General features: G+C 57.4%; 11 protein-coding genes. 2 read left to right on the forward strand and 9 right to left on the reverse strand.

The genetic code is table 11. From position 1 onward, the window contains the following. Positions 1-4: 4 nt before the first annotated feature. The 9 genes from GH659_RS06450 to GH659_RS06490 form a co-directional block, all read right to left on the reverse strand. On the reverse strand, positions 5-1,051 hold the full coding sequence (locus GH659_RS06450; protein ID WP_211364138.1) for a FemAB family XrtA/PEP-CTERM system-associated protein: 1,047 nt from the start codon (positions 1,049-1,051) through the stop codon (positions 5-7). Between the two features lie 2 nt (positions 1,052-1,053). Next, positions 1,054-1,926, reverse strand: coding sequence for an XrtA system polysaccharide deacetylase (locus GH659_RS06455; RefSeq protein WP_246167750.1), 873 nt, complete (start codon positions 1,924-1,926; stop codon positions 1,054-1,056). A 322-nt stretch (positions 1,927-2,248) separates the two neighbouring features. Further along, a complete protein-coding gene (locus GH659_RS06460; RefSeq protein ID WP_153110309.1) occupies positions 2,249-3,364 on the reverse strand; it encodes an XrtA/PEP-CTERM system-associated ATPase in 1,116 nt (371 codons plus the stop codon). A gap of 7 nt (positions 3,365-3,371) precedes the next feature. Further along, entirely contained in the window at positions 3,372-4,910 is a 1,539-nt protein-coding gene (locus GH659_RS06465) for a TIGR03016 family PEP-CTERM system-associated outer membrane protein (protein ID WP_170285837.1), read from the reverse strand. After that, positions 4,900-5,862: an XrtA-associated tyrosine autokinase gene (locus GH659_RS06470; RefSeq protein WP_153110313.1), complete on the reverse strand. Its 963-nt coding sequence runs from the start codon at positions 5,860-5,862 to the stop codon at positions 4,900-4,902. Before GH659_RS06470 ends, GH659_RS06465 begins: the two co-directional genes overlap by 11 nt. A 12-nt stretch (positions 5,863-5,874) precedes the next feature. Next, entirely contained in the window at positions 5,875-7,434 is a 1,560-nt protein-coding gene (locus tag GH659_RS06475) for an XrtA system polysaccharide chain length determinant (RefSeq protein ID WP_153110315.1), read from the reverse strand. A gap of 75 nt (positions 7,435-7,509) precedes the next feature. Further along, complete coding sequence (locus GH659_RS06480; protein ID WP_211364132.1) at positions 7,510-8,136, reverse strand: XrtA/PEP-CTERM system exopolysaccharide export protein; 627 nt, start codon at positions 8,134-8,136, stop codon at positions 7,510-7,512. Between the two features lie 136 nt (positions 8,137-8,272). Beyond that, on the reverse strand, positions 8,273-9,505 hold the full coding sequence (locus tag GH659_RS06485; RefSeq protein ID WP_211364133.1) for an ABC transporter permease: 1,233 nt from the start codon (positions 9,503-9,505) through the stop codon (positions 8,273-8,275). Next, a complete protein-coding gene (locus GH659_RS06490) occupies positions 9,502-10,728 on the reverse strand; it encodes an ABC transporter permease (protein ID WP_153110317.1) in 1,227 nt (408 codons plus the stop codon). Before GH659_RS06490 ends, GH659_RS06485 begins: the two co-directional genes overlap by 4 nt. Before the next feature lie 72 nt (positions 10,729-10,800). On the opposite strand from GH659_RS06490, the gene GH659_RS06495 reads away from it, so the two are divergent. Then, complete coding sequence (locus GH659_RS06495; protein ID WP_153110319.1) at positions 10,801-11,691, forward strand: ThiF family adenylyltransferase; 891 nt, start codon at positions 10,801-10,803, stop codon at positions 11,689-11,691. Further along, positions 11,688-12,776, forward strand: coding sequence for a nitroreductase family protein (locus GH659_RS06500; RefSeq protein WP_153110320.1), 1,089 nt, complete (start codon positions 11,688-11,690; stop codon positions 12,774-12,776). Before GH659_RS06495 ends, GH659_RS06500 begins: the two co-directional genes overlap by 4 nt. Positions 12,777-13,025 lie beyond the last annotated feature (249 nt).

Consider the following 13,025-nt stretch of genomic DNA (forward strand, 5'->3'; position numbering starts at 1 on the left):
CTCGTTATCCCAGGTTTCGCACGATGAACGGGCCAAGCCAGTTGGCAAAGCCGATCGGCAAACGCCGCCACGCCTCGATGAGCATCCGGTAGCGCGCATTCATCGGGTTGTTTTGCGGAATGCTGTCGCGCCGGTACAGGCGGTATTCGTAATACAACGGCTGCGGCTCGAAGCCCCAGTTCTTCTTGAAGGCATACGAACCGGTGCCCTGCTTGCTGCGCCCGTAATCGAAAACCCGGATTCCCCGCAGGCAGGCGCGCCGCATCAACTCCCAATACTTGAAATCGTTCGCCGCCAGCTCGCGCGCCGCCGCGTCATCGCCAGCGTAATAAGGCAGCACCTGATCGCGGAAATAAAAACTGAGCACGCTGCTCAGGGGACGACCATCGTCATCGACAACGGTCAGGACTTCGCAATCGTTGCCGAACACCGCCTGCAACCGCTCGAAGTACCGGCGCGGCAACGCCGGCGTGCCGTGCCGGTGAACGTTGTCGGCATACAGGGCGAAGAAACGTCCGGCGCTCGTATCGATCTCGCTACGCAGACCGTTCTTGATACCCTTGCGCACCATGGCGCGCTGCTTGCGCGGTATCGCCAGCATGTTCGCTTCGATGTCCGGTTCGAGAACCTTGCGGAAACTGACATAGAGATTTTGCGTCGGCCAATCCGGGTGACGCGACGCAACGTTCCGCAATTCCAGATGATCGACGCCAAGTTGCCTTGCAATCGCCTGCGCTTCATTCTCCAGCCCATCGGCCGCTTCCTGGCTGTTCGCGGCAACACCGCCATAGACGGCAAACGGCAGCGAGACGAGCGCATTGCCGAACAGGGCGCTTTTGACATGCGCCAAGGGCAGAACGCCCTCGACCTTGCCGCTTCGTTCCGCATAAAGAAAATACGTCGGATGCCGGAAAACGTCTTCGATGATCGTCTGCCAACCGGCTTTGTGGAAGAAAGTAGCCTCCGGGCAGTCCAGAACAAAAGCCTCCCAACGCCCCCGGTCAGGCAAGTCAGCAGACTTCAGCCGGTGAATGGAAAGCGCTGTGTTCATCGTCATCGGCCCTTGGTCGTCAAACTATCGGAAGCCACAGCATGCTCGGGATTGGCTAGGAATATCTCGTCCATCCGGCCCCAGACAAAATCGTCGAGCAGACACCGGATACGCCCTTCGGTCCGGTGCAGATTCAGGTAATGGCGGAAACGCGTCTTGGCATTGATACCCGGGATACGCGGCTGTCCGTCGTCGATTTCCCACGGGTGGAAATAGAAAATGGCTGGCTGCCCATCGACGCGATTGACGCGTCTGAGCAGCCAGCGCGACATCGGATAGGGCATCAGACGGAAGTAGCCGCCACCGCTCGCCGGCCAGTTGCGGGCGAAAAGGCGCGCCGTGGTGACCGGCAGTTCAAGCAGTCCGTCGCGCACGCGGTGGGCGAAACGCGGCGCGTCCGGCATTCCGTAATGATCGTGGTGGATCGGGTAAATGCTCGAACTGTAACGGTAGCCGGCCCCTTCAAGGCAGTCGAATGCCCAGAGATTACCTTTCCCGATCGAGAAACTTGGCGCGCGGTATCCCTTGATCTGGCGTCCCGACACATCTTCGAGAATCTTCTTCGCCGTCTCGATGTCGTCGCGGAACGCCGGCTCGGACAACTCGCTGGCGCGCTGATGCCCGTAGCCGTGACTCGCCAGTTCGTGGCCGCAATCGACGATACGCCGCACGAGATGCGGATAGCGTTCGGCAATCCAGCCCAAGGTGAAAAACGTTGCCTTGGTGGAATAATGGTCATCGAGGATCAGGAGAATCCGGTCGACATTGCGCTCGACGCGGCAATCGTGCGAGTCCCAGTGTTCGCGCGGAATGTAAGGCGCCAGCGCGGAAACCTGGAAATAGTCCTCGACGTCGATGGTCAAGGCATTTCTCATTGAATCGTGCCGCATCGCCTGCCCTCCTCACTTGCGCAGTGAGCCTATTTTCAGCCTGTTTTATATTTCCTGTTTCAACCCTAATAAGCAGTCAACGAAAAACGCGAACCACCAAGGCACCAAGACACTAAGAGAGCACCAAGTTAACACCCTGTTTTCTTGGTGAGTCTTTGTGCTCTTGGTGTCTTGGTGGTGAAGCATTTGTTCATGCTCTTCAACATGACTGACTACTAATTTCATCCTAGTCGCCTTGGCGACCCGAACCAATACTTCTTCGCCAAAATTCTTCCAAGGACGCTCCCGACCACACTCGGGTTTTCAGTTACTTGCCGCCAGCCTCCGTTTCATCGGGTTTCTCCGACGACTTGGGGCGAAGCGCGCTGATGAGCTGCTGCAATAGCGTCAGCATCGCCGCGTTACTCCGTTCGATGCGGATCATGCTTCGTTCCAGGCGCACGAGCCGTTGCTCGCTCATGTCGCTTCTCAATTCGGCGATGGCACGCCCCGCTTCTTCGGCCGCCGCGACATCCAGTTCATACTTCGACAGATCGACATCGGTGCGCACACTTTCGTTCGCGCGATTTTCGCCAGCCTCCAGCGTCTCTTGCGAAAAATACGCTGGCGCTGATGTTTCCTCCTGAATCTCCCTGGCGACTTCATCGACATCGTCGGCAGCAAACTCTTTCTTGCCGGACAGGAAGCCGGAGAGGAGCAGCCTGTCGCACAAGGTATTGATTCGGCGCGGCACCCCACCGCTGGCCTTGAAAATCGCGGCATACGCGTCGGCGCTGAACAACGGAGGGCCGCTATAGCCACTGCATTTGAGCCGATGCTCGATATAGCCGCGTGTTTCCTCTTCGTCCATCGGACCGATATGACAGGCGGCGATGATGCGCTGGCGCAGCTGCTGCATGTGCGGACTCTGCATGATCCGCCGAAATTCTGGCTGCCCGATAAGGAAACTCTGCAACAGGGCCTGCGTCTCGAACTGGAAATTCGAAAGCATCCGCAATTCTTCGACCGCCTGCGGTGTCAGGTTTTGCGCTTCATCGACGATGAGAAGGCAGCGCTTCCCTTGCCGAATCACGTCGACCAGAAAGGCTTCGAGTCCGAGCAATATTTCCGATTTCCCGAGGCCCGCCGTCCGCACGCCGAAAGCGGCGGCCACCAGGCGCAGCGTATCTTCCGCATCAAGCTGGGTGCTGACCAGTTGCCCTGCCACCACCTTCGACGAGTCGAGTTTGGCGAGCAAACTACGAACGATGGTTGTTTTCCCGGCTCCCACCTCGCCGGTTACGACGATGAATCCTTCGTTCTGGTGCAACCCATATTCCAGGTACGCACTCGCCCGCCTATGCTGTTTGCTGCCGAAATAGAAATTCGGATCAGGATTCAGCTGAAAAGGCTTGCTGTTCAGTCCGTAATAGGATTCATACATAGTCAGTTTAGAACTGATGAGACAGCGTTCCTGTCACTGCATTCTCTTTGTAATTCGTCGTGCCTTCGACAACGATCCGGCGCGCTCCAACGCCAAAATTCGTGTTCGGGCCAAGCCTGGTCTGGAAATTCAAATGGTAGTTGGTCTGATCAATGTCTTCGAAACTGGTTCCCGAACCTTCGCTTTTGAGTCGCCCCGCCATGGCAACGAGCGTGGAAAGCGGTGTCAGCTTGTGTGACCAGCTGACACTAACCCCCCGCTGCTCGATTTTCTGGAAGACGGCAAGGTTATCGCCAATCAGAACGCCTGATCCAAGCGCATCTCTCAGATTGCTTGTTTCGGTCTGCGATGCTGCAAGCGTGATGGTGTTGCGGGCCCCGGTGATGGCGAACGAGAAATCGCGGCGATGCAGTAACGCCACGCCCGAGTTCAAATACCCCCCTAGCAACTGCGCATCCGGCGACACTCCGTTGGCGACCAGATAGGCATTCACAAATGCGGCACGCTGGGCCGGATCGGGAATCGCCGAGGCAAACAGGTTGTAAAACAGATCGTAGTTCGTTCCCAATCCGTAGACAGTCTGCTCGTTCGACAGCGCGGTAGCATCCTCGCTTTCGCTATACCGCCAAGCCGTCCCGGCCGTACGGTGTGTAAACTCAATCTGGTTGGTATTTCCGAAAAAGCGATCCTCGAACGTCGCCGCCAGTTTTGTCCGCTCCGTTGGCGACCACTCGAATCCAGCCCCCTTGATGCTGCTCGACTCCATGCCATTGCCGAGATAGTCGTTAACCTCGTGCCCTCCGATAAGCAAGAGGTTGAATTGCGGCGAAACGTGATACGCGAGGATGCCGCGCAGCGTATTAGCCTCATTACTCCGCCCGTCACCATATTCGATGTCCTGGTAGGACGCATCCACGCCCCAGCCAAGACTTGCCAATCCGGTTATTCCCTTGAGGTTCAGTCCCCATTGTTTGGTATCCGAATCGAAGGCTTTGTTCTCGTCATTTCTGGATGTAGCAACATCGAATCGCATTTGGTAATCCGTAGACGCGCCAAGCACCCCTTTGAAATACGGCGTGAGACGATAAAACGACGTTTCCGTCGAATTGTTGCTGCCATTCGTATTGACATAGGGCGACGCCACCCCTTGGAACGGCGAAATCGTCTGCTGCTGAATCGAACCCTCCACATCAATGAAGAACCAGTTCTCGATGGCCTCAAGCGATCCATTTGCCCGCAGGAAGTTTTGCGTTTCCGTGTCGTACGAATCCTGCGCGTAATAGAGTTGATGCAACTGATATTCGAGATTCAGTCTTGCACGTCCTCCCTGGCCGTCGATCCTGATTCCGGGGCTGATATCGGTAATCCAATCGTTTTTTTCTCTGGTGGCAGTCAGGGCGACGTTGTCGGTCGCTGTTTCATTGACAGTAATTGTCGGCGTAATCGTCCATTCGCCGCCCGTTGCGGACAAAGGAACCGACCCAAAAATCGCGATAAAAGAAGAAAAAGATAAAAAATGAGTAATTTGTTTTTTCTTATTTGCCATAACCGTAACCATAGCCATAGCCGTAGCCATAAGCGTCTTTAACCGGTGATTTGAGCTGATTGAGGAGCATGAGTCTCACCGGGCATGAATCGATAGCGGCCAGCGCATGCTTGACATCCGCATGCGTCGTACTCTCGGCCTTTACCACAACGACGACCTGCCCCATACGCGAAGCCAGTGCCCGTGCCTCGGTCGTCACGAGCAACGGGGGGGAATCAAAAATAATGATCCGATCGGAATAACGGTGCGCCATCTCCTCAAGCAGTCGGACCATCGCCTCGCTCGCCAACAACTCGGTTGCCCGCGAATGCGGCGTTCCGCTTGGGAGGATAGACAATTTCTCGATATTCGTCCGCAATAAAACTTGGGGAATCGTCACGCTTTCGTCGACGAGCACATCGAGCAAGCCTCTCGCCGGCGGCAGTCCGAACATGTTCAGCAAGTTCGGCCGCGCGACATCGGCATCGACAAGCATGACCGTATTGTCCAGTTCCATGGCAATGCTCATGGCAAGGTTTACGGCGGTAAAGGTCTTTCCCTCGCCGGGGAGCGCACTCGTCACCATGATCAAATTACCGTCCTTGATCGGTGCAGCGCCCTTACCCATCGCGTTATCAATCAAGGGCCGCTTGATGATCCGGAACTCGTCCGCCAGCTGGGAACGAGGCGCATCGGGCCTGATCACGTACGACGCATCGAGGACTTCCGGATTCACTTCTACCCGTCTGGAAAGATGTTCTTGAGACGTTGGGACACCGACGTCCCTCTGAACGTTTTTCGCCTCCGGAATACGGGTCTCGTCAGCCAAGGCCACGGGTTGCGAGGCACTCGTCGCAGGCCCTTCCGAATCGCCAGGCTCTTGCGCTGGGGACTCGGCCGGGGAAGAAGGAATTTCCACGCCGGCTTTACGAAGTTGCTCCAGCCGTTGCGCTGCTTGTTCAATGAGGCTCATCGCGCTTCCCCCTCAAGCAGTACGGAAAGAATATATGACCAGCAACGTAATACCGATGCCGAAGACGGCGATCAGCAAGGCAACGGCCGCCGCAAAGCGCTTGATATCTGTTCTTTCTCTGAGCACGTCGCTTTCATGCACCTTCAGGGTCACGTTCCCCAACAACGGCAATCCGGACACTTCACGCAGCGCTCGCGAGTCGAAGAAAACCGGTCGAATCTGGCTCGCCGCAAACGGGGCGCCAAATCCGGAAGCCAAGGTGACGGCAAGGAGAAGCGGCACAAGCAGAAGCCGGTTTGGCGACACCGGATTGGGCAAAACACGAGGCGGGTCAATCAGACGAAAGTCGACGCCACCGCCGGAAGAATCCATCTCGCCCGACATGGTGGCCGATTCACGACGTGCCACCAGACTTTCATAATTCTTCTTGTTGATATCGTAGTCCCGGTTCAGTTGTGCAAATTCGGTTTCCAGTTGGGGAATGAGCTTGACCGCCTCCTTGAGACTATTGAAGCGCGCCTGGTATTCGGTCACGCGAGCGCGAAGTGACGCCACCATCGCCTCGTTTTCGGCAAGCGACACCTTGAGCTGCTGGTAAACCGGATTCGTGTTGCTCAAGGAGGCCGGACTTGAAATCGCCGCTTGTTTGCGCGCGGCAATCTCCGCGATTTTCTGCTCCTCCAGTTCCTTGATCATCCGCCGGGTTCCGACCACGTCGGGATGCTGGTCCGTGTAGCGCTGCAACAAGCCATCAAGGTTCCGCTTGAGAACATCGATGCGGCCGTCGATTTCCGGCACGGAAATGCCGGACGCCACCTCGCTCGTATCGGGCAGCAGCGATGGCTCTTCGCCGACGATCTGTCGCTTCAAGGCATCGCGCGCGTTTTCCGCCTCGCGAAGCTCAAGTTTCGCCGTTGCCAGCGCTGCGCTGATTTCGCCGATGCGCCCGAAATAATCTTTGCCTTCCGCGGTTTGCAGATCGATATTCTTCAACCTGAATTCCTTGAGGCGATTCTCGGCTTCTTCCAGTTTTTTCTGATAAACGAGAATCTGCTCATCAATGAATTTCTTCGCCTCGTCGGTATCCTTGCGCTTGTCTCTCAGGCTCGACTCAACAAAAATCGAGACCAGCGACTGCACCACCCGTTTGGCCCGATCCGGCTTCTCATCCCGGTATGCCAGGGTGTAAAGGTTGTCGCGGCCGGTACTTTTTATCGTCAGCGACTCCGTCAAATCATCGACCAGAGCCTCCTGATCCTTCTTCGTTTTCACCCCGAGATCCAGATCAGCCATGCGAATCAATTTTTCGATGTTCGGACGGCTAATCAACGTCCGGCTCAAGATCATGATTTGCTGATCCCGGTTCGGCTCGATCGCCAACCCCGACATCAACGGTTTGAGTATCGACTGTGTATCGACATAAATCCGTGCCGAAGCCTCGTATTTATCGGGAATACGGAGCACCGTGGCAGCGCCGAGCAAGCCGATCACCCAAGCTGTGATGATCCCGAGCCAACGGTGCTTCCACATTCCTTTCAGAACGGTTGTCGCCTGCCGGATAATTTCATCCATGGGAGTACGGTCTCAGCAAAGATTCAAGACGACCCGGCCACTTACGCCAGACCGGGAACCCTGTACGACATGCAATCAGAACCAGCTACGCGGAATGATCAGGACATCGCCTGGCTTCATCTCGACATTGGCCGACACATCGCCACGCTTGATCAGATCGCTGACGCGAACACTGTACTGCTTGTCGCCATCCGCCGTCCGCAGAAGCGTCGTTGCATTGCCATCGGCGAAATCAGTCACGCCGCCCACCGCGATCATGACATCCAGCAACGTCATCTTCTGCTTGTAAGGAAGCGTCTGCGGCTCCGCGGCCTCGCCGACAACCCTGATCTGCTCGCTGTAGGGTCCGACAAACGACGTGACGACGACCGTCACAACCGGATCGCGAATGAATTTCCCAAGTTCCTTTTCGACATCTCGCGCCAACGTCGTGGCATCCTTGCCCATGGCAAGCAAATCCTCAACGAGCGGCGCCGTGATCTTGCCGTCGGGGCGAACCGGCACCGACATGGAGAGTTCTGGATTGCGCCAGACAACGATATCAACCGAATCGCCCGGGCCAATCAAGTAGTTGTATTCCGGAGATGCTGCCGAAGTAGGCGCGGGCGGATTCCCCGTCGCGCATCCCGAGACAACTACCGCCACCACCCCGATGAACACCCAGCGAAGCGCGGCGGTGAGGCCTTTGTACAAGCTGACCATATCATTCTCCTTTATCGGCAACATTGCATAATCCAAGCTAATACCAGGCTGTTTCCAGCATAGCAGCTAATCCGTCCGAACAAAAAGTATCATCGGAATGACAAGCAGGAAACCAAATTCAATGAGAAAGATTGGATCAAATACCGAAACGTAGCGCGTCGACAACATTCAACCGTGAAGCCCGCCTGGCCGGCAAAATGGCAGCCAAAAGTGTTGCGACGACCCCGATCGTCCCGGCAATCATCACTTCGCCGGGAATCACGCGGATATAGGCCGTATAGCCGATATTGGCATTGGGCGGCGGCGGCATCGGAATACCGATCGCGGAGAGGGTTACCGCCGCCAGACATCCGATCGCCATTCCCAGAACGGCGCCAAAAAGTCCGAGCAGCATGCTCTCCATCATGATCAGCCTGAACACGGTTGCCGGTTTATCGCCGAGCGCCAGCAGGGTGCCAAACTCGCGCGTTCGTTCGAACAGCGTCATATTGATGCTGTTCGTAACGCTCAACAGCACCATGAGCAGAATGATGAACCGCAACACGCCGAACTGACGGCCGTACAATTTGAGCGTCTTGTCGTAAAAATCGGAAAGTTCGCGCCATGACGCGAATTCATACCCCGCGGCAACATATTCCTGTCGCAACGCCTTGACGACAACATCGGTTTGCTCGGTCTCGTCAAGCAGCATGACGAGAAGATGTGCCGAATTATTGTCCATCAAGGTTTGCGCTGCGGTCAGAGGAATACGCACGGCGCGTGCATCAAAATCCTTGGAAAAGCTCTGGAACACGCCGACGACTTCGAAGTCCAGCGTATTCACCGCGCCCTGTGCCAGACTGATCAGCAGATTGACGCGATCGCCGGTCTTGAGCCCCAATGTCCTCGCAACGCCTTGGCCGATCACGATCCCATCGACATCCGATTCCGCCAGCGGGCGGCCTTCGATGTACTGCAGGTAAGTTCCAAGAGCCGCTTCGGCCTGCGGTTCGACGCCCTCGCCGATGATTCCGGCATCGCGTTTCCCGTTATTCAGAACGCCGGAGAAGCCGAGGCGGGCCATGACACCTTGAACTCCCGGTTGTGCCGACAATTTCTGCTTGAGGCGATCCGGATTTTCGATCAGAAAATCATCCGGCGCCCGCAACCGACCTTCGCGATACCCTTGACGCACGGCCTGGATATGCCCGCTTTGCGAATGGATCACCGCTTCGCCCAACTGGATGAAAATGTCCTGAACGAATCCGCCGGCCAGAATCAGCCCGGCAACGCCAAGGCCGATTGCCGCAAGCGTGGCGACCGAACGCATGCGCTGTCGGAAAACGTTGCGCAGCGCGAACAAAAACAGCGGAGATAAAGTCGGTTTCATTGGTTATGCCGAAGTGCATCGACGATGTTCATCCGCCCGGCTTTCCAGGCCGGCAGCAGACTGGCCAATAGCGTCGTAATCACAGCCAGCGCCAGCCCTTCAACCGCCAGACCGGGCGTTATCAATATTTCGCCCAGAAAGCCACGCGCCATTCCCGGTGGCGGCGGCATGGGTATCCCGACCGCCGAAATGCCTTCGGCAAGAATTCCCCCGAGAAGCACACCAAGAATTCCGCCGCCCACCCCAACCAGGAGTCCCTCGATCACGAACATGCGCATCAACGTGTTGCGCCGCACGCCGATGGCCAGACTGGTTCCGATCTCCGTCGTTCGCTCCAGAACGCTCATCATCTGGGTATTCGAAATCGTCAACACAATGATGATGCCAATCAGGATTTTGACGACATTGACCTGCTTCGAAAACAGCACCACTGTCTTGTTGTAGAAGTCGGCCAGCGCCGTCCAGGGAACAATCTCGAAACTGGACGCCGGCAACCGGGAGGCCAGATAGCGCCGGCTGGCATCCGTCGATCCGGTCTTGTCGAGCACAACTACCCACGATGTCGCACCAGCCACTTTGACAAGTTTTCTCGCCACCTTGAGGGGCAGTCGCAAAGCGGTGTCGTCATACTCCTGTGACGACGTCGAGAACACCCCGGCCACCTTGACCTCCACGGCACCGGGGCTACCGGTCGCCGAAGTCACCAGCAGCACCACGTCGTCGCCAACTTTGGCCCCGAGGCTCCGCGCCAGCCCTTCACCGAGCAGCACGGCGTTTTCATCGGCCGCGGCAAGGTCGCGGCCACTTTCGATATTGACGTGCGTACTGACGGGTCTATCCCGGACAGGATCGATGCCTTCGCCAACGAAGGGAATGGTCGTCTCACCGTGGCTCGACAGGCCGCTGAACGACAGCCTGGGCGACAGGCTCCTGAAGCCCGGCATGGTCTCGATAGTCTTTTGCGCTTCGGAAGCGTCCGGCAACAAAAAGGCGTAAGGATCAGCGATCCCCTTTTCGAAATAGGCCGGACGGACAATCTGCAAATGGCCGAACTGCGAATGAATGGCGCTTTCGCGCATTTGTTCGAAGATCCAGGCGATAAAGCCGCCCGCCAGCAGGAAAGCGACGATTCCGCACGCCACCGTCACGGTGGCCACCAGCGTCCTCCGCGTATTGCGACGGAGATTGCGCACGGCCAGGCGAAAATCGGCAATCAGGCTCATCTTCCTCCCCACTTCGTTCGCAATGAATACTAAGCTGTATCGTAGGGTAGACCAAAATCGAGCGAGCCTTCCATGCAGACATTCGATTACGACGGCGCTTTTTCCCGAAACATCGGCTGGGTAACGGAAGCGGAACAAAAGCGGTTGCGCGACGCTCGCGTAGCCGTCGGCGGTCTCGGAGGCGTCGGCGGCATCCATTTATTGACTTTGGCACGGCTCGGGATTGGCAAATTCTCGATTGCCGATTTCGATGTGTTCGACATTGTCAATTTCAACCGTCAGGTCGGCGCTTCGGTGAGTACGCTTGGTCGTCCCAAAATCGATGTTCTGGCCGACATGGCGCGCGACATCAATCCAACGCTTGAATTGCGCCCCTTTCCAGCGGGAATTACGGCAGAGACGCTGGACGCCTTTCTCGAAGACGCCGACGTTTACGTCGACGGCCTCGACTACTTCGCTTTCGAAGCACGCCGCATGACCTTCAGCGCCTGCGAGAAGAAAGGAATCCCGGTCGTCACCGCGGCCCCTTTGGGGCTGGGAACGGCACTCCTGGCCTTTGCTCCTGGCGGAATGCCGTTCGAAGATTATTTCGGCTTTGCGGGCTGCGACAAGACCGAAATGGCCATCCGCTTTCTCGTTGGCCTATCACCGGCGATGTTGCAGCGCGGGTACGTGGCCGACATGTCGCGCATCAATCTCGCCGAACAACGCGGCCCCTCCTCGATTGCTGCCTGTCAGCTGTGCGCAGGAGTGGCCGCTGTGGAAACGCTCAAACTGCTTCTTGGCCGCAAAGGGGTTCGCCTCGCCCCGTGGTCGAGCCAATTTGACGCCTACCGGATGCGTTACGTGCGGACATGGCGCCCCTGGGGCCACCGCAACCCGTTGCAACGCCTCATGATCGGGCTGGTGAAAGCCCAACTCTCCCGCAATGCGGGAAAACAGTCATCGGCGGGGAACACATGAATCGGGAAACACTGCTCGAGATTCTCGCGCTGGCTCGCTGGACCCCCAGTGGCGACAACACCCAGCCCTGGCGCTTCGAGATTGTTGACGACTTTCAGGTCGCCATTCACGGCCACGATACGCGGGAGCACGTGGTTTATGACTTTCAGGGCCATGCCAGTCACCTGGCCCACGGCGCGCTGCTCGAAACGCTACGGCTCGCCGCCACACGTTACGGACTTGCGACCGAATGGGCGATCAAGCCCGACCAACCGGACACGGCGCCGGTCTATCTCGTCCGCTTCCACCCGGCCGGACTCACCGAAGATCCGCTCGTGCCATACATCACCGAGCGCGCCGTCGAGCGCCGGGCGATGCCGACAACGCCACTCAAGGACGCGCACAAGGAGGCGCTGATCGCGGCCGTTGGCTCGTCGTTCCGCCTGCAATTTTTCGAGTCGCTGGCCGACCGTCTCGCTGTCGCACGCCTGCTCTGGAACAACGCCCACCTTCGCCTGACCTGCCCGGAGGCGTACCCTGTCCACCGCGACGTCATCGAATGGAATGCCCGTTACAGCAAAGACCGTATTCCGGACCAGGCGCTCGGTGTCGATGCCCTGACGACTCGCCTGATGCGTTGGGTCATGCAAAGCTGGAAGCGCGTCGATTTTTTCAACCGCCATCTTGGCGGGACATATCTGCCACGCCTCCAGATGGATTTGATTCCCGGCGTGGCATGCGCCGCGCATCTGCTGCTCAAGCCGAAAAGAAAACCCGTGCATCTTGAGGACTACGTCCGCACCGGCATGGCGATCCAGCATCTCTGGCTGACGGCCTCGCGGCTTGGGCTCCATCTGCAACCGGAAATGACGCCGGTGATTTTCCGCTGGTACAGCCAGTCCGGAACCGACATTTCGGCCACACCGGCGATCGACGAGGGCGCCAGGAAGCTCGCGGGGCAATTCGACCGACTCGCGCAGGCGGCCCCGGATGACGCCTTTGCATTCCTTTGTCGAGTAGGTTATTGCCCTCCGCCAGCCGCACGCTCGCTCCGTCGGGATATCAATTCCCTCGACCGCGGCCAGAGCCTGATGCTCGACCGGTAAGAAACCCCGGCGCCCGCCGAACGTCCCTCTTCGCGTTTTCGGCCTCACCGAAACATGCAGGGCAATCGCACCAAACCCGAAATGCCACCGTCGTGAACATGCCAAAATAGCCGTTCACAATCAATCAGTTACAAAGGGGCTGTTCACAGGGCGTTGATTTGTGTAGTTTTCTGTCTTTTTGGGTGGCGTATGGAGACGGAGAAAGCGGCTACGGCAAATCAACGAGTCTCGCTGACGGAGGTCTTTTCG

It is taken from the genome of Propionivibrio limicola (assembly GCF_009469695.1).
Taxonomy (GTDB): domain Bacteria; phylum Pseudomonadota; class Gammaproteobacteria; order Burkholderiales; family Rhodocyclaceae; genus Propionivibrio; species Propionivibrio limicola.

Bases quoted from the DNA above. Each gene is read 5' to 3' on its own strand.
- GH659_RS06480 (WP_211364132.1), bottom strand. From the start codon at position 8,136: ATGGTCAGCTTGTACAAAGGCCTCACCGCCGCGCTTCGCTGGGTGTTC.
- GH659_RS06475 (WP_153110315.1), bottom strand. From the start codon at position 7,434: ATGGATGAAATTATCCGGCAGGCGACAACCGTTCTGAAAGGAATGTGG.
- GH659_RS06450 (WP_211364138.1), bottom strand. From the start codon at position 1,051: ATGAACACAGCGCTTTCCATTCACCGGCTGAAGTCTGCTGACTTGCCT.
- GH659_RS06455 (WP_246167750.1), bottom strand. From the start codon at position 1,926: ATGAGAAATGCCTTGACCATCGACGTCGAGGACTATTTCCAGGTTTCC.
- GH659_RS06460 (WP_153110309.1), bottom strand. From the start codon at position 3,364: ATGTATGAATCCTATTACGGACTGAACAGCAAGCCTTTTCAGCTGAAT.
- GH659_RS06465 (WP_170285837.1), bottom strand. From the start codon at position 4,910: ATGGCAAATAAGAAAAAACAAATTACTCATTTTTTATCTTTTTCTTCT.
- GH659_RS06485 (WP_211364133.1), bottom strand. From the start codon at position 9,505: ATGAAACCGACTTTATCTCCGCTGTTTTTGTTCGCGCTGCGCAACGTT.
- GH659_RS06490 (WP_153110317.1), bottom strand. From the start codon at position 10,728: ATGAGCCTGATTGCCGATTTTCGCCTGGCCGTGCGCAATCTCCGTCGC.
- GH659_RS06495 (WP_153110319.1), top strand. From the start codon at position 10,801: ATGCAGACATTCGATTACGACGGCGCTTTTTCCCGAAACATCGGCTGG.
- GH659_RS06500 (WP_153110320.1), top strand. From the start codon at position 11,688: ATGAATCGGGAAACACTGCTCGAGATTCTCGCGCTGGCTCGCTGGACC.
- GH659_RS06470 (WP_153110313.1), bottom strand. From the start codon at position 5,862: ATGAGCCTCATTGAACAAGCAGCGCAACGGCTGGAGCAACTTCGTAAA.